The 20,231-nt window shown below is 70.9% G+C and carries 19 protein-coding genes; 7 read left to right on the top strand and 12 right to left on the bottom strand.

Features of this window, described 5'->3' with window-relative positions; genetic code table 11:
• Positions 1-40: 40 nt before the first annotated feature.
• Genes ACFE7W_RS10625 through clpB form a run of 3 tightly spaced genes read right to left on the bottom strand, consistent with a single transcriptional unit; the run spans position 41 to position 4,134 of the window.
• The gene (locus ACFE7W_RS10625) at positions 41-640 is read right to left on the bottom strand and encodes a hypothetical protein (RefSeq protein WP_375424736.1); all 600 of its coding nucleotides are present in this window, start codon (positions 638-640) and stop codon (positions 41-43) included.
• Positions 641-664: 24 nt separating this feature from the next.
• The gene (locus ACFE7W_RS10620) at positions 665-1,501 is read right to left on the bottom strand and encodes a spermidine synthase (protein WP_375424735.1); all 837 of its coding nucleotides are present in this window, start codon (positions 1,499-1,501) and stop codon (positions 665-667) included.
• Positions 1,502-1,536: 35 nt separating this feature from the next.
• Entirely contained in the window at positions 1,537-4,134 is a 2,598-nt protein-coding gene (gene clpB / locus ACFE7W_RS10615; RefSeq protein WP_375424734.1) for an ATP-dependent chaperone ClpB, read from the bottom strand.
• Between the two features lie 172 nt (positions 4,135-4,306).
• Between clpB and ACFE7W_RS10610 the strand changes: the two genes are divergently transcribed.
• On the top strand, positions 4,307-4,588 hold the full coding sequence (locus ACFE7W_RS10610) for a DUF427 domain-containing protein (protein WP_375424733.1): 282 nt from the start codon (positions 4,307-4,309) through the stop codon (positions 4,586-4,588).
• On the opposite strand, the gene ACFE7W_RS10605 is transcribed toward ACFE7W_RS10610, so the two are convergent.
• The 6 genes from ACFE7W_RS10605 to dnaK all read right to left on the bottom strand — a co-directional run bounded on the left by ACFE7W_RS10605 (position 4,585) and on the right by dnaK (position 10,216).
• Positions 4,585-5,367: a hypothetical protein gene (locus tag ACFE7W_RS10605; RefSeq protein WP_375424732.1), complete on the bottom strand. Its 783-nt coding sequence runs from the start codon at positions 5,365-5,367 to the stop codon at positions 4,585-4,587. The genes ACFE7W_RS10610 and ACFE7W_RS10605 overlap by 4 nt on opposite strands.
• A gap of 99 nt (positions 5,368-5,466) precedes the next feature.
• Positions 5,467-5,898, bottom strand: coding sequence for a hypothetical protein (locus ACFE7W_RS10600; RefSeq protein WP_375424731.1), 432 nt, complete (start codon positions 5,896-5,898; stop codon positions 5,467-5,469).
• 96 nt (positions 5,899-5,994) lie between these two features.
• The gene (locus ACFE7W_RS10595) at positions 5,995-6,423 is read right to left on the bottom strand and encodes a heat shock protein transcriptional repressor HspR (protein WP_375424730.1); all 429 of its coding nucleotides are present in this window, start codon (positions 6,421-6,423) and stop codon (positions 5,995-5,997) included.
• A gap of 41 nt (positions 6,424-6,464) precedes the next feature.
• Complete coding sequence (gene dnaJ / locus ACFE7W_RS10590; protein ID WP_375424729.1) at positions 6,465-7,622, bottom strand: molecular chaperone DnaJ; 1,158 nt, start codon at positions 7,620-7,622, stop codon at positions 6,465-6,467.
• A gap of 69 nt (positions 7,623-7,691) precedes the next feature.
• A complete protein-coding gene (gene grpE / locus ACFE7W_RS10585; protein ID WP_375424728.1) occupies positions 7,692-8,330 on the bottom strand; it encodes a nucleotide exchange factor GrpE in 639 nt (212 codons plus the stop codon).
• An 8-nt stretch (positions 8,331-8,338) separates the two neighbouring features.
• Positions 8,339-10,216 carry a molecular chaperone DnaK gene (gene dnaK, locus ACFE7W_RS10580; RefSeq protein WP_375424727.1) on the bottom strand — a complete coding sequence of 626 codons (1,878 nt, stop codon included), beginning with the start codon at positions 10,214-10,216 and terminating at the stop codon, positions 8,339-8,341.
• A 194-nt stretch (positions 10,217-10,410) separates the two neighbouring features.
• Between dnaK and ACFE7W_RS10575 the strand changes: the two genes are divergently transcribed.
• Both ACFE7W_RS10575 and ACFE7W_RS10570 read left to right on the top strand, forming a co-directional pair.
• Complete coding sequence (locus tag ACFE7W_RS10575) at positions 10,411-11,547, top strand: hypothetical protein (protein ID WP_375424726.1); 1,137 nt, start codon at positions 10,411-10,413, stop codon at positions 11,545-11,547.
• Positions 11,544-12,671, top strand: coding sequence for a hypothetical protein (locus tag ACFE7W_RS10570; RefSeq protein WP_375424725.1), 1,128 nt, complete (start codon positions 11,544-11,546; stop codon positions 12,669-12,671). The genes ACFE7W_RS10575 and ACFE7W_RS10570 overlap by 4 nt, the downstream gene beginning before the upstream one ends.
• Before the next feature lie 45 nt (positions 12,672-12,716).
• On the opposite strand, the gene ACFE7W_RS10565 is transcribed toward ACFE7W_RS10570, so the two are convergent.
• Positions 12,717-13,223: a GyrI-like domain-containing protein gene (locus ACFE7W_RS10565; RefSeq protein ID WP_375424724.1), complete on the bottom strand. Its 507-nt coding sequence runs from the start codon at positions 13,221-13,223 to the stop codon at positions 12,717-12,719.
• Positions 13,224-13,323: 100 nt separating this feature from the next.
• A complete protein-coding gene (locus tag ACFE7W_RS10560; RefSeq protein WP_375424723.1) occupies positions 13,324-13,611 on the bottom strand; it encodes a hypothetical protein in 288 nt (95 codons plus the stop codon).
• Between the two features lie 105 nt (positions 13,612-13,716).
• Between ACFE7W_RS10560 and ACFE7W_RS10555 the strand changes: the two genes are divergently transcribed.
• From ACFE7W_RS10555 to ACFE7W_RS10540, 4 genes are all read left to right on the top strand, one after another.
• Complete coding sequence (locus tag ACFE7W_RS10555) at positions 13,717-14,235, top strand: hypothetical protein (protein ID WP_375424722.1); 519 nt, start codon at positions 13,717-13,719, stop codon at positions 14,233-14,235.
• 29 nt (positions 14,236-14,264) lie between these two features.
• On the top strand, positions 14,265-15,800 hold the full coding sequence (locus ACFE7W_RS10550; protein WP_375424721.1) for a flotillin family protein: 1,536 nt from the start codon (positions 14,265-14,267) through the stop codon (positions 15,798-15,800).
• A gap of 145 nt (positions 15,801-15,945) precedes the next feature.
• Complete coding sequence (locus ACFE7W_RS10545) at positions 15,946-16,680, top strand: response regulator transcription factor (RefSeq protein ID WP_375424720.1); 735 nt, start codon at positions 15,946-15,948, stop codon at positions 16,678-16,680.
• A complete protein-coding gene (locus ACFE7W_RS10540; protein ID WP_375424719.1) occupies positions 16,677-18,326 on the top strand; it encodes a sensor histidine kinase in 1,650 nt (549 codons plus the stop codon). The genes ACFE7W_RS10545 and ACFE7W_RS10540 overlap by 4 nt, the downstream gene beginning before the upstream one ends.
• Here the strand turns inward: ACFE7W_RS10540 and ACFE7W_RS10535 are convergent.
• Positions 18,313-20,199: an ABC transporter ATP-binding protein gene (locus tag ACFE7W_RS10535; protein ID WP_375424718.1), complete on the bottom strand. Its 1,887-nt coding sequence runs from the start codon at positions 20,197-20,199 to the stop codon at positions 18,313-18,315. The two genes, ACFE7W_RS10540 and ACFE7W_RS10535, sit on opposite strands and share 14 nt — an antisense overlap.
• Between the last annotated feature and the right edge of the window lie 32 nt (positions 20,200-20,231).

Below are 20,231 nucleotides of genomic sequence, written 5' to 3'. Positions count from 1 at the left end.
GGCTCCCGGGTCTGACTGGCCCCCGGTCCGACGGGCGGGCTCAGCCCAGCGGTGGGGGACGCTCGTCGCGGCGCCAGCGGTACCAGGCGGTGGCCCCGGGCGTCCAGAGCACCAGGCAGCCGAGGACGACGTACCAGGCCGCGCTGAACCACCAGAGCAGGTTGTCCTGCAGCCACCAGGCCGCCCACGCCAGCGCCGCGAGGCCCACCACCGTGTGCGCGAGCCGGGTCCAGGGCCGCTGCGACAGCACCAGGAAGCCGGTGACGAGCGAGGCCAGCGGGAACAGGAACAGCGGCAGCGCCAGGCCGTCCAGCATCCGGTCCTCGAAGCGTCGCAGGATGTGGAAGATGGCGCCGTTGTCGCCGAGCTGATCGAAGGTGCTGCTGCCGACCGCCGCGGTGACCCAGATCAGGCTGAGCCCACAGATCCACTGCAGCGAAGCCGTCACCGCCAACGTCGCGGCCAGGCCGATGACCGCGGGGCGCTGCGGGGGGCCTGTCACGGGCAGGACCGGAGCCCAGGGGGCCGGTGCCATCTGTCCGGCTACCGGGACCACCTGGTACACCGGCATCGCGCCTTGGGCATGCGGGGGCTGGAACTGCGGCGCACCGTACGGCGGCGGCACGAACCCCTGGGACATGCAGTCCAGGGTAGGCGAGCAGCCTCAGCCGAAGAGCAGATCCTGGGGAGGTGCCGGCGAGGACGCCCGGTCGGCCTCGGTGAAGGGCGAGGCGCCGGCCTGCAGCTGGTCCAGGCGGGGTCCGTGCAGCACCCGGTACGGGTAGGGCGCGCTGCCCGCCCGCCGCGCGATCTCCTCCAGCGGCAGCGGCCGGTCCGAGCCGACGAGGACCACGTTGCCGAACCGGCGACCCTTGACGGTGGCCGGCTCGGTGCAGAAGGCGACGTCGCCGAAGGTGGCCCGCACCCCGGCCAGGACGCGCCGGGCGTAGCCGAACGGTCCCCGGTCGGTGATGTTCAGCAGGAAGAGCCCGGCCGGTGCCACGAGCACCCGGTGGACGTCGGCCAGGAACTCCAGCGTGGTGAGCTCCGCCGGCACCTGGGCCCCGGCGAAAGCGTCGACGACGACCACCTCGGCGTACGCGTCGCGCAGAGCCGCGATGCCGGTGCGGCCGTCGATGTCGCGGACCTTGATGCCGCTCTGCCGGGGTAGCGGGAGGTGCTGACGGACGAACGCGGTCAGCTCGGCGTCGGGCTCGAGCACCACCTGGGCCGAGCGGGGACGGGTCGCCGCCACGTAGCGGGGCAGCGTCAGCGCCGCCCCGCCCACGTGCACGACCCCGAGCCGCTCGCCGGGCCGCGAGGTGCTCTCCAGCACGTCGGCCAGCCGCTGGACGTAGTCGAACTCGAGCCGGAGCGGGTCGTCGAGGTCGACGTAGGACTGGTCCGCGCCGCCGACCTGCAGCGTGAACGCCCGGGGACGCAACCGGTCCGGGACCAGCAGCGCCTCTCGTTCGCCCGTCCGCAGGACGAGATCACCCACTGCCGGTCCTCCTCGTCACGCCCGCGGTCGAGGCGTCAGACGGCGACGACCTCGGGGACCACCACGATCAGGCCGTCGCGGGCCGGGTCGACGTCGAAGGTGATCGTGTCACCTTCGAGAACCTCACCGGCCAGTACCCGACGGGCGAGCTGGTCCTCGATCGTGGTCTGGATCAGTCGTCGCAGCGGCCGGGCCCCGTAGACGGGGTCGAAGCCGGTCAGCGCCAGCCAGTCCTTGGCCGCCTGGGTGGCCACCACGCTGATCCGCCGCTCGGCCAGCCGCGCGTTGAGCCGACCGAGGTTGATGTCCACGATCCGGGCCAGCTCGTCGGTGCCGAGGGCGTCGAAGAGCACGATCTCGTCCAGCCGGTTGAGGAACTCGGGCTTGAAGGCGCCCCGGACCACCCCCATCACCGCGTTCCGCTTCATCGCCTCGTCCAGGCTGGCGTTGGCCAGGAACTGGGAGCCGAGGTTCGAGGTGAGGATCATGATCACGTTGCGGAAGTCGACGGTCCGGCCCTGCCCGTCGGTCAGCCGACCGTCGTCGAGCACCTGCAGCAGGATGTCGAAGACCTCGCCGTGCGCCTTCTCGACCTCGTCCAGCAGCACCACCGAGTACGGCCGGCGGCGCACCGCCTCGGTCAGCTGACCGCCCTCCTCGTAGCCGACGTAGCCGGGAGGGGCACCGACCAGCCGCGCCACCGAGTGCTTCTCGGAGTACTCGCTCATGTCGATCCGGATCATCGCGTGCTCGTCGTCGAAGAGGAACTCCGCCAACGACTTGGCCAGCTCGGTCTTGCCCACGCCGGTCGGGCCCAGGAACAGGAACGAACCGGTGGGCCGGTTGGGGTCGGAGATGCCGGCCCGCGAGCGCCGGACCGCGTCGGACACCGCGCGGACGGCCTGCCGCTGACCGATCAGCCGCTCGCCCAGCCGGTCCTCCATGCTCAACAGCTTCTCCGTCTCGCCCTGCAGCAGCCGGCCCGTCGGGATGCCCGTCCAGTTGGCCACGACCTCGGCGATGTCCTGGGCACTGACCTGCTCGCTGACCATGGACGGCAGCTCGCTCTCCGCCATGGACACGGCGGCCAACTCCTTCTCCAGCGACGGGATCTCGCCGTAGCGGATCTCGCTGGCGCGGACCAGATCACCGTCACGCAGGTAGCGGTCGGCCTGACTGCGCAGCTCGTCGATCTGCTTCTTCAGGTCGCCGACCCGGTTGAGGCCCTGCTTCTCGGCCTCCCAGCGGGCCTCCAGGCCGCGCAGCTCCTCCTCGGTGTCGGCCAGCTCGGAGTCGAGCCGGTGCAACCGGTCGCGGCTGCCGGCGTCGGACTCCTTCTCCAGCGCGAAGCGCTGCATCTTCATCCGCTCGACGCTGCGCCGCAGCACGTCGATCTCCTCGGGGGAGGAGTCGATCTCCATCCGCAGCCGCGACGCCGCCTCGTCGACCAGGTCGATCGCCTTGTCGGGCAGCTGCCGGGAGGTGATGTAGCGGTTCGAGAGGCTGGCCGCTGCGACCAGGGCGGAGTCGGTGATGGCCACTTTGTGGTGCGCCTCGTAGCGTTCACGCAGCCCGCGGAGGATGGCGATGGTGTCCTCGACGCTCGGCTCCCCGACGTAGACCTGCTGGAAGCGACGCTCCAGGGCCGGGTCCTTCTCGATCCGCTCCCGGTACTCGTCCAGGGTGGTGGCGCCGATCATCCGCAGCTCGCCGCGGGCCAGCATCGGCTTCAGCATGTTGCCGGCGTCCATGGACGAGTCGCCGGACGCGCCGGCGCCGACCACGGTGTGCAGTTCGTCGATGAACGTGATGACCTGGCCCTCGGCCTCACGGATCTCGGTGAGGACGGCCTTGAGCCGCTCCTCGAACTCGCCGCGGTACTTCGCCCCCGCCACCATCGACGGGAGGTCCAGCGAGATCAGCCGGCGGCCCTTGAGCGAGTCGGGGACGTCGCCGGCGACGAGCCGCTGGGCCAGCCCTTCGACGACGGCGGTCTTGCCCACGCCGGGCTCACCGATCAGGACGGGGTTGTTCTTGGTGCGCCGGGCCAGCACCTGGACGACGCGGCGGATCTCGGTGTCCCGCCCGATGACGGGGTCGAGCTTGCCCTCGCGGGCCTGCGCGGTCAGGTCCACGCCGTACTGGTCGAGCGCGGACGAGGTGCCCTCGGCCTCGGCGCTGGTGACCCGCTTGCTACCGCGGGCCTCGTTGAAAGCGCGGGTCAGCGCCCGCGGGTCCACCTTGAGGTCGAGCAGCGCCTTCTTGACGTCGGAGTCCACGGCGGCGAGGGCGACCATCAGGTGCTCGGTAGCGACGAAGGTGTCGCCGAGCTGCTCGGCGCGGTTCTCGGCGTCGGCGAGCACCCGCGCGAAGGCGCCGGAGAGCTGCGGCTGGGCCACGGAGGACCCGCTGGCCTTCGGCAGCTTGGCGATGGCGCCCTGCGCGGCGGCGTCGACCACGGCGGGGTCGGCGCCGACGGCGGTGATCAGGGGCGCCACGGTGTTGCCCGGCACCAGCAGCAAAGCGTGCAGCAGGTGCGACGGCTCGACGTTCGGGTTACCCGTGGAGAGAGCCAGCCGCAGGGCGGTGGAGACCGCGTCGCGGCTCTTGGTGGTGAGCTTGTTCGTGTCCATCGATCCTCGAAGTGCTAGAGGGTTGAGTCCGACGCACTCAACTATCCGCCGGACACCCTGCTAACGCAAGTCGACTTGAGCGTGTTCCGCTCAACCTCAGGCGATCCGCGCGTTGACGGGGTTGGCGGGCAGAGGAAGACTTCGAGTGCAGCACCAACCCCGAGGAGGCACCATGAAGGCCATCTGGAACGGCACCGTCATCGCGGAGTCCGACGACACCGTGGTGGTCGAGGGCAACCACTACTTCCCGCTCGACTCGGTGCAGCCGGGCGTCCTGGCCGAGACCGCCACGCACAGCGTCTGCCCCTGGAAGGGGACGGCCAGCTACTACAGCGTGACGGCAGACGGTCAGACCAACGTCGACGCGGCCTGGTTCTACCCCACCCCGAAAGACGCCGCCGCCCAGATCAAGGACCGGCTGGCCTTCTGGAAGGGCGTCCAGGTCACGAGCTAGGAGACGTCGACGAAGTCACCCCGGCTGATCGCGCGGGCGGTCGTGGAGGAGCCGACGAACGCGTACCGGTAGTAGCCGTCCTGCTGGGCGGCGACCGTGGCGTGGAGCTTGCCCTTGCTGGTGCTGGTCACCGTCTTCACCGTCGCGTACGTCCCACTCGTGGTTCGGAACTGGAGCTTGACGGCGCGCTTGGCGTAGGGCCCGTCCTTCCGGGTGTCCCAGTTCGCGCGGGCCAGAGCTCCCGTGACGGTGATCGAGTGACCCTTCTCGACCGGTTCGGGGGTGGCGGTGGCGGTGACCTTCGCGGCTCGCAGCACCCGGATCGTGGGTCCCGGCTCGTCGTCGTAGCTGTGCGCGGAGTCGTCGGCGGTGTCGGTGACCGAGACCTCGGTGGTCCACGTGCCCGCAAAGGAGTTCTCGAGGTCGCCGCTGAGGATGTGGTCGAGCGCGGACACGCCGTAGCTGTGCGGGTCCGTCGAGGGGTAGATGCCGTCGCTTGCCTCGAGCAGCGAGCTGCCGTCGAGGTCGGGCGAGCTGAAGATGACGGCGGCGTCCAGGTCGCTGCCGTTGTCCTCTCCACACGCGGCAGTGAAGGCCGCCGAGAACTGCAGCGTCTGGTAGCCGGTCGCGGTGACGGCGAGCGTCCTCGGGGCCAGGCTGATGCTGGACGTGTCGATCACGGGGGTGCAGTCGACCGTCTCGGCCGCCCTACCGCTCGGGAGAACGGCGGCGAGGACCAGGACGGTGGTGGCAGCTACGGCGGGCAGCAGGGGTCGCATGCGGGCTCCGGTGAGGGTTCGACGGCGGTCGGGTGCGGTACCCGACGAGGACGCGTCACCCTGGGGAGCGCCCCGAGGATCCGGTGATACCACCACGGGTCAGGACGCGTTGGCCCGGTCGCCGTCCGGGTCTCCGGAGAGGTCGGTGATAACGCACTGGCCGAAGGCGTTCTCGGCGGCGAGGTGAACCGGCCATCGAGGCGTCAGGAACGCCAGCGCGAGGGCCCACTGACGGTCTGCCTCCTGCACCGTCGCTGGTCCGGAACGCGAGAGCAGCAGCACGGGCGTCCCGTACTCGACCAGGTGGTCGAAGAAGTGACCGAAGGAGTCGACCTCAGCGTCGGTGGGGGCGGCGGGTAGGTCGTCGATCGGCATCACGACCGGGCTGGGGCGACCGTCGTCGTCGAGGATCACCAGCCAGAGCGTCCGGCGGCCGAAGCTCTCGGCGCCCATGAGGGAGGCCCACAGCCGACGCAGGTCCTGGGTCGTGGTGATGGTGGTGGTCTGGAGCACCTGCTCACGTGAGGTCATGACTCCACCCTGACCGCCGGATCAGGAGGGGGAAGAGTTACCCACAGAGCTGCCTCGAGCCGTGCGCCGAGGCCCGGGGCTGTGGACAGCGGCGCATCAGCGCGAGGTGATCGCCCGCGGCGCGGGCCGCCGGCGAGCCATCCCGCCCAGGTGCACCCCACCGCTGGGATCGGCGGTGAAGACGCGGACGCCGGGCGGTGCGGAGCGAGCCAGCGCCAGCAGCTCACCGAGGTCGCTGACCCGGGCGCGGAGCTCCTCGATCTCGTCCTGCATGGCCAGGATCCGGCGGATGCCCTCGAGATTGACGCCCTCGTCCTGGCTCAGCCGTTGGATCAGCCGCAGCTGGGCGATGTTGCGTGCCGAGTAACGCCGGCCCCGGCCGGCCGCCCTGCGAGGGGAGACCAGACCCATCCGGTCGTAGGTGCGTAGGGTCTGCGGGTGCATGCCCGCCAGCTGCGCCGCCACCGAGATGACGAAGACGGGCGCGTCGTGGTCGATCCGCTGCGGAAGCTCTGACGCTGGCACGTGACCTCCTCCTCGACTGCTCGGATGTACGGGAACCAGCGTTACCGGAACAGTCGGGCGCGCACGTCCGCCGCGCCGACCGCCTCACCGTAGGACGACAGCGCCGCCTTCGCCTGCTCGTTGAGCGACTCGGGGACGACGACGTCGACCGAGACCAGCAGATCACCCTTGGTGCCGTCGCGCTTGGCCACACCCTTGCCGCGCACGCGGAACGTACGGCCGTTCGGGGTGCCGGACGGCATCTTCAGCTTGACCGGCGCGCCGCCCAGGGTGGGCACCTCGATCTCCGCGCCGAGTGCGGCCTCGTTGAACGTGACCGGCGCGGACAGCGTGAGGTTGTCGCCCCTGCGACCGAAGACCGGGTGCGGCCGGACGTGCACGACGACGTAGAGGTCACCCGCTGCGCCACCGTTCTCCCCGGTGCCACCCTTGCCCTTCAACCGGATCCGCTGGCCGTCGGTGACGCCCGCCGGGATCCGGACCTGCATGGTCTGAGTGGACTTTCCCCGGCCCGAGCCGTGGCAGACCGGGCACGGGTCGTCGACGACCATCCCGCGGCCGCGGCAGTCCCGGCACGGCTCCGTCACGGCGAAGACCCCACCTGAGGTGGAGGTCTGCATCCCGGAGCCCTCACAGGTCGGACAGACTTTGGGCACCGTCCCGGCCTTGGCGCCGGTGCCGTGACACTCGGCGCAGGCCGAGTCGGAGATCATCTGCATGCCGACCGTGACGCCCTCGATCGCCTGAACGAAGTCGACGGTCACCTCTCCCTCGACGTCGCTGCCCCGACGGGGCCCGCGCGTGGCTGAGGTGGTGCGGGTCCGAGCCGGACCGGCGCCGTTGAACAGGCCACCGAAGAGGTCGGAGAACCCGTTGTCACCGCTCGAGCGGAAGAGGTCGTCGACCGTCGGACCGGACGTCGGGCCGCCGCCGCCGCTCCGCGGGAAGCGGAACCCGCCACCCCCGAAGAGCCGACGGGCCTCGTCGTACTCCTTGCGTTTGGACTCACTCGAGAGGACGTCGTTCGCCTCCGAGACCTCCTTGAAGCGCCGCTCCGCCTCCGGGTTGCCCGGGTTCTGGTCCGGGTGGTTCTCCCGGGCCAGCTTGCGGTAGGCCTTCTTGATCTCCTCGGGCTTGGCGTCCTTGGCCACACCGAGGGTCTTGTAGTAGTCCTTCTCGATCCAGTCCTTCGTGCTCACGAACGCCTCCCTCCACGGTGGTGCCCTTCGACAGGCTCAGGAGACAGAGCCTGTCGAAGGGCGGGGGTCCTACTCAGCGGCGACATCGGGCTCGGCTTCGCCCGGCGTCGAAGCGTCGGCCGCCGCCTCCGGCGCTCCGCTGGGCTCGGCCACGGCCACCCGTGCCGGCCGCAGGACCCGCTCGCCGATCCGGTAGCCGGGCTGCAGGATCTCCACGCAGGTCGGACCGCTGATGCCCTCGGCGTGGGCGTGCATGAGCGCGTCGTGGATGTGTGGGTCGAAGGGGTCACCCTTGGTCCCGAACGTCTCGAGGCCGTGCTTGGCCGTGACCCGCTCGACCTCGTCGCCGACGGCCTTGAACGCCCCCGTCAGCTCACCGTGCTCCCGTGCCGAGCGCAGGTCGTCGAGCACCGGCAGCAGCTCCTTGACCAGGCCCTCCAGCGCCGACTTGCGCGCCACGTCGCGGTCGCGGTCGACCCGCCGCTTGTAGTTCACGTACTCGGCCTGCAACCGCTGCAGGTCCGCCGTCCGCTCGGCGAGTGCCGCCTGAAGCTCGGTCACCTGCTCGCTCTCCCCTACCGGGGTCGCCGGCCCCTCGGCGGGAGCCGCAGCGGACTGCGGCTCCCTGACCTGGAAGGTCTCCGGGTCGATCCGACGCCTGTCCCGGACGGTCGGACCCTGCTGCTCGCGCTCCTGCTCGTCGCTCATCCGGCCACTCACTTGCGGTCGTTGGCGGCGGAGTCGTCGTCGACGATCTCGGCGTCGACCACGTCGTCCTCGGCCGCGCTGCCGCTGGCACCGTCGGACGGGGCGCTGTCACTCGGCTCGCCGGCCTCGGACGGCGCCTGGGCGGCCTGGGCGGCGGCGTACATCGCCTGGCCCAGCGCGGCGCTGGTGGTGTTGAGCTTGTCCACCGCCGCCTTGACCGCGTCGTTGTCGGTGCCCTCGAGCGCCGTCTTGACCTCGGCCAGCGACTCCTCGACCGGAGTCTTGACGTCGTCGGTGATCTTGTCCGCGTTCTCGCTCAACAGCTTCTCGGTGCGGAAGACGAGGTTCTCGGCCTCGTTGCGCATCTCGACGACCTCGCGACGCTTGCGGTCCTCCTCGGCGTTCGCCTCAGCCTCCTGGACCATCCGGTTGATGTCGTCCTTGCCGAGGGCCGAGCCCCCGGTGACGGTCATCGACTGCTCCTTGCCGGTGGCGAGGTCCTTGGCGTGCACGTGCACGATGCCGTTGGCGTCGATGTCGAAGGCCACCTCGACCTGCGGCACCCCGCGCGGGGCCGGCGGGAGGCCGGTCAGCTCGAAGTTGCCGAGGGACTTGTTGTCCTTCGCGAAGTCACGCTCGCCCTGGTAGACCTGGATCATCACCGAGGGCTGGTTGTCGTCGGCGGTGGTGAAGACCTCCGAGCGCTTGGTCGGGATCGTGGTGTTGCGCTCGATGATCTTGGTCATCACGCCACCCTTGGTCTCGATGCCGAGGCTCAGCGGGGTCACGTCGAGCAGCAGCACGTCCTTGACCTCACCCTTGAGGACGCCGGCCTGCAGGCTCGCGCCCAGGGCCACGACCTCGTCGGGGTTGACGCTCTTGTTGGGCTCCTTGCCGCCGGTCAGCTCCTTCACGAGCTCGGCGACGGCCGGCATCCGGGTGGAGCCGCCGACCAGGATCACGTGGTCGATCTTGCCGACGCTGATCTTGCCGTCCTCGATCACAGCATTGAACGGCGTCCGGCAGCGGTCCAGCAGGTCGGAGGTGAGCCGCTGGAACTCCGAGCGGGTCAGCTTCTCCTCCAGGTGCAGCGGCCCGTTCTCACCGAGGGTGATGTAGGGCAGGTTGATCGAGGTCTCGCTCGCCGAGCTCAGCTCGATCTTGGCCTTCTCGGCCGACTCCTGCAGCCGCTGACGGGCGATCTTGTCCTTGGACAGGTCCGTGCCGTACTTGGTCTTGAACTGCTTGACCAGGAAGTCGACGATCCGGGCGTCCCAGTCGTCACCACCGAGGCGGTTGTCGCCCTTGGTGGCCTTGACCTCGAAGACGCCGTCACCGATCTCCAGCAGGGACACGTCGAACGTGCCGCCACCGAGGTCGAAGACGAGGATGGTCTGGTCGGTGCCGGCCTTGTCCAGGCCGTAGGCGAGCGCGGCCGCGGTGGGCTCGTTGATGATCCGGTCGACCGTGAGGCCCGCGATCTCGCCGGCCTCCTTGGTGGCCTGACGCTCGGCGTCGGAGAAGTACGCCGGGACGGTGATCACGGCGTTGGTGACCTGCTCGCCCAGGTAGGCCTCGGCGTCCCGCTTCAGCTTCTGCAGGACGAAGGCGCTGATCTGCTGCGGCCGGTAGTCCTTGTCGTCGATACGCACCTTCCAGTCCGTGCCCATGTGGCGCTTGACGGAACGGATGGTCCGGTCGACGTTGGTGACGGCCTGGCGCTTGGCGACCTCGCCGACCAGCACCTCGCCGCCCTTGGCGAACGCGACGACCGAGGGGGTGGTGCGCGCGCCCTCGGCGTTGGGGATGACGGTGGGCTCCCCGCCCTCGAGTACGGCGACGACGGAGTTGGTGGTGCCGAGGTCGATACCGACTGCACGAGCCATGGTGTGTTTCCTCCAGAGAAATCTGCGGTGCTTGAGCCTGCTGCGCTCAACCTTAGTACCTGAGCGGGCTCGACTCAAGCCAGGAGCGAGACCATTGAGTGCATCGGACTCAACTTCGCTGACGACGTGCCTCCTTCCGAGGACGGCTTCCCCGAACCTGGCGCGGCGGCGACGGAGCAGCGTACGGTGCCACCATGGCAGCGGCCCGGCGGGTGCGGCCCTCGACGCTGCTAGCGGCAACCGTCGGGGCGGCTCTGCTCGTGGCGTCCTGGTCGGCCCCGGACCCGGCACTGGCCACCTTGTCACCGGCGGGTTTCGCGGTGCGTCCGATGACGAGTACCTACGACGACGTGTTCACCCCGAGCACGACCGGCAACCCGGTCACCGACAGCGGGTTGGTGGCCGGCTCCACCCTGGTCGGCCGCAACGACCGCGCTGCGGTCTACAACCTGCACAGCCACACGCTGACGACGTTGGGCACTCTCGGCGGCCGGAACTCCTGGGGTACCGACGTCAACGCGGCCGGCGACGTGGTCGGCTACTCCGAGCTCACCTTTCGCGGCTACACCCATGCGTTCCTGTGGACAGCCCGCACCGGTGTGATGCACGACCTCGGCTCGTTCGACGGCCGGGGCGACTACTCCCAGGCCAACGCGATCAGCGATGCCGGGGTGGTGGTGGGCTGGGGGACCCCTACGCGCCCAGACCAGACACCCCACGCGTTCGTGTGGGACCCGACCGCCAGCCCGGTCAGGATGCGCGAGCTTGCGCTGCCGCCCGGCACCCGCACCGCGACGGCCACGGCGGTCAACGCGAGGGGTCAGGTTGTGGGACGGGCCACCGGAGACGACGACGAAGGTGTCCTGTGGGATCCGGGGACGACGCAGCCGACGGTGCTGAGCTCACCACCGGGCGCCCGGATCGTGGGCGCCGTGGACATCAACGACGCAGGTTTCGTGGTGGGTCCGGCCGCGGTCGACCGCACCGGTCCGTCGGGGGCCTACCCGGCCTCGCGGTCCTATCGCTGGAGCCCGACCACGCGGTCCTCGGCCCTGCTCGTCACGGCGCCCGTGGACTCGGACTACTACGACGAGGTCACTGCGATCAACCGCTACGGCATCATCGTCGGCGTGTCCCGGCAGTTCAGGCTCAACCGGCTCGCGGTCTGGAACGCCTGCGGCACGCCCGTGTACGTGCTGCCCGCTCCGGACGGGCAGGGGTCAACCGGGACCGGCGTGAACCGGTACGGCGAGATCGTCGGCACCTCCAGCACCTCCCCGACCTGGGGGGCCGAATTCGTCAGGGCCGACCCGTGTACGGCCGGCCCGTGAGCCATCTGCCCCGGGCGGGCAATCTGCTGGCCCTCACCTCGGCCCTGGCTGCGGCGCTGCTGCTGACCTCGCTGGCCCTCCCGGCCTCGGCGGGGCCGACGGTGGGTGGCTACACCCGAACGGTGCTGCAGACCGGGACCGCAGACTTCCCGGACGCCTTCAGGGTGAGCACGACGGGCAACCCGGTCAACTCGTCCGGGCTGGTGGCCGGCAGCACCGTGGGAGGCGACTTCCGGGCGCCCTCGGTTGCCGCCCTCTACAACGTCAACACCGGCACCTGGACCGACATCGGTACCCTGCGCGGGTCGGCCGACGCCGCTGCGGCCGACGTCAACGAGGGCGGCGACGTCGTGGGGACGGGCGGGACCGACATCGAGTCCGGCGGGCCGACCCTGGCGTTCTTGTGGACCCTCGCCAGGCCCACGATGTACGCCCTCGGCTCGCTGGATGCCGAGGACCCGAACTCCGGCGCGACCGCGATCAACGACCACGGCGTCGTGGTCGGCTGGACCTACACCCCGGACTCCGGCTACTCCGGCCACGCTTTCGTCTGGGACCCGACCGTCAAGCCGGTCAAGATGCGCGACCTGGGGACCCTGGGTGGGGTCGACTCGGTGGCGTACGGGATCAACAACGCCGGCACGGTCGTCGGCTCGGCCACCACCCGACGACGAGTGGTCCGGCCCGTGATCTGGAGCGCCGGACAGCACACGGTCACCGACATCGGCACCCTGCCCGGCTACGACAGCGGCGTCGCCCGGGACGTCAACGACCGCGGGTACGTCGTCGGCGAGGACTTCAACGCCGCCAATCCGCGCCAGTCGCGCGCCTTTGTCTGGAGCCCGCTGACCCGCACGGTCACCGCGCTCAGCACCCCGTCCGGGCTGGCCAGCCGGGCGACCGCGATCAACTACCACGGCGTCGTCGTCGGTCAGCTGGACCAGCCGCCCCTGAGCGGCAGCAGCGGACCGAACACCAAGGCGGTGATCTGGAACGCCTGCTCCCCGCTGACCGTGCTGCCCGAGAACTACGGGGCCCCCACCGGCATCACCCGGCGGGAACGGGTCGTCGGCAGCTCGGAGTACGGCGGGACGAGCTGGCTGAAAGCCGGGCCCTGCACCTGAGATCGCCGCCAGCGTCACGCCGGGTCGCGCCGGTCGCCGGCGCCCTCAGTCGGCCAGCTTGAAGGCGAGCTGGGTGACCCAGGTCCTGGGGTCGGGCTGCTCGGCGGGGTCCGACTCGTACCACTCCAGCCGGCTGGTCCAGACCTCGCCGGCCTCGGACGGGTGCTTGTCGAAGTGCAGGCCCTGCTGTCCCGCCCAGCGCAGCAGCTGGGTCGTCGCGTCGTACAAGCCGTCGTAGTGGCCGACGTGGACGACGGTGACGTAGCGGCCGGCGGGCAGCGTCCCGACCTCGATCTCGCCGTCAGCCGCGACCGGGGCCGCGACGGGCACCCCGGCCTGGACCACCATGTCCGCGGCCATGTCGATGACCAGGAACCGCACGAACGGCGGACCGGTCGGCGCGATGCCCCGCTCGCGCAGCCAGCCGAACAGCCGGGGAATCTCGTCGGAGGCCTCCTTCAGCCGGGCCATGGACAGGGTGCGGGTGACGCCGACGAAGGGCTGCTCGTCCTGCTCGACGACGCTGTGGACTCCAGGCTGCGGTGTGGTCATGCCCCTCCGACTCGCCCGACGGGCGAGACTCATCGTCAGCGGCGGGGGCGCTGCTTCTCCGAGACGGAACGAATCAACAGCTCCGGCCCCTCAGCTGCGCTCATCGGCACGGGCGCAGCTGCGGCAACCTGGTCCAGGAGCGCCCGTATCGCAGGCGGTCGAGGTCGTCGGGAGCTTCGAGCCGCAGGGTGCGAACCCGGACGCCGGAGCCCCGCAGCAGCTGCTGCGGATCGGCCAGCCCGCCACCGTGCTGCAGGCACAGGGCGACTCCGGACCGCTGGGCCGCCAACGAGAGGACCACCTGGGAGGGACGGGTGGTGGGCCCGAAGGCGATGACCAGGAAGTTGTCGTTGTCCCAGACCAGCTGCACCCCGACCTCCAGGGTCACAGCATCTCCCCTGACCAGACCACGTGACCCGGTTCCGGGGCTACCCTGATCCGACACCACCGCCCCCGCGAGCCCCGACTCCAGAAGGACTGTGCAAACCCTGCCGTGACGACGTTCCTGGTGATCGGGCTGGCCGGTCTGGTGCTGCTCGGGATCTCGCTGGTGCTGGGTGACCTCTTCGACGGCGTCCTGGACGCGCTGGCCGGTGACGTCTTTTCCAGCGCGGTCATCGGCGGCTTCGTGGCGGCCCTCGGTTTCGGTGCCGCGATCGCCCAGTCGGCCGGCGCGCCGCTGCTGGTGGCGATCCCCGTCGGCGTGGTCGCTGGTGTCGTGTTCGGCTGGTTCGCCGCCTGGCTCACCCGGCTCGTCCGGGGCGGTGGCAGCGACGACCTCCCCGCCGCGGAGGACGTCATCGGCCGCGACGCGGACGTCATCACCGACATCCCGGCCGACGGCTTCGGCGTCGTCCGCGTCCAGGTGGGCGGCCACGTCCTGCGCTACAACGCCCGGGCCGATGCCCCCGTCACCGTCGGCACCGCGGTGCACGTCACCCGCATGCTCTCCCCGACCGCCGTCTCCGTCGCACCCGTCTGGGGCGACCTCGAGCTCCCCCCGGCTCCGTAGAACCCGCTCGTCGTCCAGAAGGGAACCCTGTGTCCAGCTCCATCCTCGTCCCGATCGCCGGCATCGTCGTCCTCGTCGTGCTGCTCTTCCTCCTCATCACCAGCCGCTACAAGGTCGCCGGGCCCAACCAGGCGTACATCGTCACCGGGCGCAAGGGCAAGGCGGTGCTCAACCCGGAGACCGGAGCCCTGACCACCGACCTGTCCGGCCAGAAGGTGATCCTGGGCGGCGGCACGTTCGTGGTCCCCTTCGTCCAGAAGCTAGCCACGATGGACCTCTCCAGCCGGCGCATCTCGGTCCAGATCCGCGGCGCCGTCTCGGGCCAGGGCATCAAGCTGAACGTCGAGGGCGTGGCCATCGTCAAGGTCGGGGGCAACGCCGACCAGATCCGGCTGGCGGCCCAGCGCTTCCTCAGCCAGCAGCAGGACATCGAGCCCTTCACCCAGGAGGTCCTCGCCGGCGCGCTGCGTTCCATCGTCGGTGGGCTGACCGTCGAGCAGATCATCCGCGACCGGGCGGCGTTCGCCCAGCGCGTGGCGGACGAGTCCGAGAACTCCCTGACCGGGCAGGGCCTGATCCTGGACACCTTCCAGATCCAGGACGTCACCGACGACGGCAGCTACCTCGCAGACCTCGGCCGACCCGAGGCCGCCCGGATCGGCCAGGCCGCCGCGATCGCCGAAGCCAACGCGCGTCAGGCCGCCGAGCAGGCGCGGATCGTGGCCGAGCAGGCGGTCGCGATCTCCCAGCGCGCGCTCGCCCTGAAGCAGGCCGAGATTCGGGCCGAGACCGACGCCGCCTCCGCCAACGCCGCCGCCGCCGGCCCGCTGGCCCAGGCCGACCGCGACCAGTCGATCCTGCTCGAGCAGGAGAAGGTAGCCGTCCGGCAGGCGGCGCTGACCGAGCGCAAGCTGGAGACCGAGGTCCGCAAGCCCGCCGACGCCGCCCGCTACCGGGTGGAACAGGAGGCCGAGGGTCGCCGTACGGCCGAGATCGCCGCCGCCGACGCGCGACGGGCCGCGACCATCGCCGCCGCCCAGGCCAAGGCCGAGGAGATCCGGCTGGACGGTGAGGCCGAGAAGTCCCGCCGGGCCGCGCTGGCCGAGGCCGAGGCCATCGAGGGCACCAAGCGTGGTGAGGCGGAGCGCTCGCGGCGCGTGGCCGAGGCCGAGGCGACCTCCGCCGAGGGCACCGCGCAGGCCTCCTCCATCCTGGCCGTCGGACAGGCGCAGGCCGAGGCGATGAACAAGCGGGCCGACGCCTTCGCTCACTACAACGACGCGGCCGTGCTGCAGATGCTGATCGAGGTGCTGCCGCAGATCGCCAAGGAGGTGGCGGCGCCGATCGCGGCCATCGACCAGCTGACCATCGTCTCCACCGACGGCGCCGGGGCGCTGCCCAAGCAGGTGAACGAGAACGTCGTGCAGACCCTGGCCATGCTGAAGACCAGCACCGGGTTGGACCTGGAGAGCCTGATCAAGCGCGGGGTCGACGGTGCCGTCCGGAAGGCCGGCATCGGGCAGGACGGTATCGGGCAGAACAGCGGCAGGGAGCAGAACGGATAGGAACGCCTCTGATACCGGTCGCGGTGGCCGCGGTGCGGGTGCTGAGCCGGCACCTTGGCTCGCCCGCCAGCTCGTCGCCAACCCTCACAGGTGATACACAGAGAAGCCACAGTTGCCTGAAGAGGATCGATGTAAGCCTGTGTCCATGTCCCGCACCGACACCGCCGCCGCCCCGCTAACCCGTCCCGACGGCACCCCGATCCGGGTGTTGGCGGTCGACGACGAGACCAGCCTCACCGAGCTGTTGAGCATGGCCATGCGCTACGAGGGCTGGCAGGTCACCACCGCCGGGTCCGGCACGGCCGCGGTCAAGGCCGCGCGCGAGACCCGGCCGGACGCGATCGTGCTGGACATGATGCTGCCGGACTTCGACGGCCTTGAGGTGATGCGCCGGATCCGGACCGAGGACCCGGACGTCCCCGTCATCTTCCTGACCGCCAAGGACGCCGTCGAGGACCGGATCGGCGGGCTCACCGCCGGCGGGGACGACTACGTGACCAAGCCGTTCAGTCTGGAGGAGGTCATCGCCCGGCTGCGAGCGCTGCTGCGCCGCTCCGGTGCCGCCTTCGCCCGCAGCGACTCGATGCTGGTGGTCGGCGACCTCACCCTCGACGAGGACAGCCACGAGGTCACCCGCGGGGGCACCGACATCTCGTTGACCGCGACCGAGTTCGAGCTGCTCCGCTACCTGATGCGCAACCCGCGCCGGGTGCTGAGCAAGGCGCAGATCCTGGACCGGGTCTGGAACTACGACTTCGGCGGCCAGGCGAACGTGGTCGAGCTCTACATCTCCTACCTGCGCAAGAAGATCGACGCCGAACGCTCCCCCATGATCCACACCATGCGGGGTGCCGGGTACGTGCTGCGTCCGGCGGCGTGAGCTACGCCGACGCGGTCGCCACCCCTGTCGACCCCCCGACGGCCGGCCAGGCAGCTGCTCCGCTCGGACGCGGGACGCTCGGCCGGCAGCTGGTCATCCGCGTCACGGCCCTGGTGGCGCTGGCCGCCATCCTGCTCAGCGCGGCCACCGCGCTGGCCACCCGGCAGCTGCTGCTGAACCAAATCAACGACCAGCTGGACGGCGTCAGCACCCGAGCCCAGCGAGCCGACCCCCGCGGGCAGGGCCCACGCCTGCAGCTGCTGGCGCCGGGACAGCCCGCCGGCAGCCTGGCGGCAGCGCTCACCAACGACGGCAGCACCTCGGTGGGTCAGGTCCTCGACGACGACGGCAACGCTCCGGACCTGCCCGCCGACGTGCTGGAGGCGATCGGCACCCTGCCCGTCGGTACCGGCAAGCAGTCGGTGCAGCTGGTGGGCCTGGGGCACTACCGGGTGGTCGGTCGCTCGGTCAACATCGTCGTCAACGGCGAGATCGTCCCGGGTCGCGCGTACTGGGGCCTGTCGCTCAACGAGATGGACCACACGCTGTTCGAGCTGATCGGCTTGGAGCTCGTCCTCACGCTGCTCGCCATGGCCGGTGCGGTCCTGGCCGCGCGGGCCGTCGTACTGCGCAGCCTGCGTCCGCTCAACCGGGTCGCCGCGACGGCACAGCAGGTCTCGCAGCTGCCGCTGGACCGGGGCGAGGTGGCGCTGGCCGTCCGCGTCCCCGAGGCCGACGCGGACCCGACGTCGGAGGTGGGTCGGGTGGGCCAGGCGCTGAACCACATGCTCAACAACGTGGAGGACGCCCTGGAGGCCCGACAGGCCAGCGAGACCAAGGTGCGACGGTTTGTCGCCGACGCCTCTCACGAGCTCCGCAACCCGCTGGCCGCGATCAGGGGCTACGCCGAGCTGACCCGACGGAGCCGCTCGGAGATGCCGGCCGACGCCGCGTACGCGATGTCGCGGGTGGAGTCCGAGGCCGAGCGGATGTCGCGACTGGTGGAGGACCTGCTCCTGCTGGCTCGGCTGGACTCCGGTCCCGCCATCGAGGTGGAGCCGGCCGACGTGACCGAGATCGTCATCAACGCCGTCAGCGACGCCCGCGTCGCCGGTCCTGAACACACCTGGATGCTCAGCCTGCCTGAGGAACCGGTACTCGCTCTCGGCGACCGGCACCGGCTCCACCAGGTGGTGGCCAACCTGCTGGCCAACGCCCGTACCCACACTCCCTCCGGGACGCGGGTGGAGACCGCCATCGAGCTGCGTGAGGGCCAGGCGGTCATCCGGGTCACCGACAACGGCCCCGGGATCCCGTCGGACATCCGGGACAACGTCTTCGAACGGTTCACCCGGGCCGACACCAGCCGCGTCCGGGCCGAGGGCGCCACCAGCGGGACCAGCACCGGCCTCGGACTCGCGATCGTGGCCGCGGTGGTCGAGGCCCACCAGGGCCGGGTCACCGTCAGCAGCGTCTCCGGCCGGACCGAGTTCTCGGTCTGGCTGCCGCTGGCGGCCGGGCCCGGCCCCGTCGAGCCGACGGCGCCGCTGGAGCCGGACGAGCCGGTGGAGCCGGTGCATTCAGCCGAGCCTGCCGTGCCGGTCCCCCCGGTACCGACCGGGCCGCACCCGTTCAGCCGAGGCTGACCGGGTCTTCGGTCCCCGCGGCGAACTGCGTCCGGTAGAGCTCGGCGTACCGACCGTCCATGGCCAGCAGCTCGGCGTGGCGACCCTGCTCGACGACGCGGCCCTCCTCAAGCACGAGGATCCGGTCGGCCGACCGCACGGTCGACAACCGGTGCGCGATCACCAGAGCCGTCCGACCCGACAAGGCCTCGCCGAGCGCAGCGGTCACCGCGGCCTCGGACGTGGAGTCCAGCGAGGCGGTCGCCTCGTCGAGGATCACCACCCGAGGCTGGGCCAGCAGCAGCCGGGCGATGGTCAGCCGTTGCCGCTCACCGCCGGAGAGCCGGTAGCCCCGCTCGCCGACGACGGTGTCCAGACCGGCCGGCAGGCTGGCGATGAGGGTGTCCAGCCGGGCTCGCCGCAGCGCGGCCCACAGCTCGTCCTCGGTCGCCTCGAGCCGGGCCAGCAGCAGGTTGCCGCGGATCGAGTCGTGGAACAGGTGGCCGTCCTGGGTCACCATCCCCAGCGTCTCGCGCAGCCCGGCGAAGGTGAGGTCGCCGACATCGACCCCGTTGAGCCGGATGGCTCCGGAGTCGACGTCGTAGAGCCGGGCCAGCAGCTGGGCCACCGTCGACTTGCCCGCGCCGGATGAGCCGACCAGGGCGATCATCTCCCCCGGCTCGGCCCGGAACGAGAGGTCGTGCAGCACCGGGACACCACCGCGGTTGTCCAGCACGGCGACCTCCTCCAGCGAGGCCAGCGACACCTTGTCGGCCGTCGGGTAGGCGAAGCTGACGTGCTCGAAGGAGAACGCGACCGGCCCTGGGGCCAGCGTCGTCGCTCCCGGCCGCTCGGTGATCAGCGCGGGCAGGTCGAGGATCTCGAAGACCCGCTCGAAGCTGACCAGGGCACTCATCACCTCGACCCGGGCGCCGGCGAGTGAGGTGAGGGGGGCGTACAGCCGGGTCAGCAGCAGGGCCATCGTGACCACCGAGCCGGCCGCCAGGGTCCCCCGTAGCGCGAAGTACCCGCCGAGTCCGTAGACCAGGGCGAGCGCGAGCGCGGAGACCAGGGTCAACGCGGTCACGAACACCATCTGCAGGAAGGCGGAGCTGACGCCGATGTCGCGGACCCGGGTGGCCCGGACCCGGAACTCCGCCGACTCACGGTCCGGTGAGGAGAACAGCTTGACCAGCGTGGCTCCAGGGGCGGAGAAGCGCTCGGTCATCTGTGTGCTCATGGTGGAGTTGTGGTTGGCGGCCTCGAGCCGCATCTTGGCCAGCCGGCGACCCATCCGGCGGGCCGGCAACACGAAGAACGGCAGCAGCAGCAGCGCGAGGAGGGTGATGGACCACGAGATGGTGGCCATCGCGACCAGGGCGAGCACCACCGCGACGAAGTTGCCCACCACGCCGGAGAGGGTGTCGGAGAAGGCCCGCTGCGCCCCGATGACGTCGTTGTTGAGCCGGCTCACCAGCGCACCGGTCCGGGTGCGGGTGAAGAAGGCGATCGGCATCGTCTGGACGTGGTCGAAGACCGCCCGACGCAGATCGAGGATCAGCGTCTCGCCGATCCGGGCCGACAGCCACCGCGAGACCAGGCCCAGGCCGGCCTCCGCGACCGCGATCACCGCGATCAGCACCGCCAGCCGCACGACCACCCCGACCGCCGCCTGGGCGGTGATCGCGTTGACCACCCGGCCCGCCAGGATCGGCGTGGCGATGGCCAGGAACGCCCCGACCACGCTCAGCAGGATGAACGCGGCCAGCTCGCGCCGCTGAGGCCGGGCGAAGCCGCCGATCCGGCGGACGGTCGCCTGGGAGAACGGTCGCCGCTCCTGCTGCGCCGACATGGTGCGGTACAGCTGCGACCACGCAGCGCTCTCCATGCTCATAGCAACGAACCCTAGGCTCCCCCGCCGACACT

Origin of the sequence: uncultured Friedmanniella sp. (genome assembly GCF_964244285.1) — a bacterium.
GTDB lineage: Bacteria > Actinomycetota > Actinomycetes > Propionibacteriales > Propionibacteriaceae > Microlunatus.
Note: the sequence above shows the minus strand (reverse complement) of the source record. Positions and strands in the feature narration are given on the sequence as shown.

What these genes read in the sequence shown, in the direction of transcription:
- ACFE7W_RS10605 (WP_375424732.1), bottom strand. Translation starts at nt 5,367, where the DNA reads ATGCGACCCCTGCTGCCCGCCGTAGCTGCCACCACCGTCCTGGTCCTC.
- grpE (WP_375424728.1), bottom strand. Translation starts at nt 8,330, where the DNA reads ATGAGCGACGAGCAGGAGCGCGAGCAGCAGGGTCCGACCGTCCGGGAC.
- ACFE7W_RS10625 (WP_375424736.1), bottom strand. Translation starts at nt 640, where the DNA reads ATGTCCCAGGGGTTCGTGCCGCCGCCGTACGGTGCGCCGCAGTTCCAG.
- clpB (WP_375424734.1), bottom strand. Translation starts at nt 4,134, where the DNA reads ATGGACACGAACAAGCTCACCACCAAGAGCCGCGACGCGGTCTCCACC.
- ACFE7W_RS10575 (WP_375424726.1), top strand. Translation starts at nt 10,411, where the DNA reads ATGGCAGCGGCCCGGCGGGTGCGGCCCTCGACGCTGCTAGCGGCAACC.
- ACFE7W_RS10610 (WP_375424733.1), top strand. Translation starts at nt 4,307, where the DNA reads ATGAAGGCCATCTGGAACGGCACCGTCATCGCGGAGTCCGACGACACC.
- ACFE7W_RS10535 (WP_375424718.1), bottom strand. Translation starts at nt 20,199, where the DNA reads ATGAGCATGGAGAGCGCTGCGTGGTCGCAGCTGTACCGCACCATGTCG.
- ACFE7W_RS10545 (WP_375424720.1), top strand. Translation starts at nt 15,946, where the DNA reads ATGTCCCGCACCGACACCGCCGCCGCCCCGCTAACCCGTCCCGACGGC.
- ACFE7W_RS10565 (WP_375424724.1), bottom strand. Translation starts at nt 13,223, where the DNA reads ATGACCACACCGCAGCCTGGAGTCCACAGCGTCGTCGAGCAGGACGAG.
- dnaK (WP_375424727.1), bottom strand. Translation starts at nt 10,216, where the DNA reads ATGGCTCGTGCAGTCGGTATCGACCTCGGCACCACCAACTCCGTCGTC.
- ACFE7W_RS10600 (WP_375424731.1), bottom strand. Translation starts at nt 5,898, where the DNA reads ATGACCTCACGTGAGCAGGTGCTCCAGACCACCACCATCACCACGACC.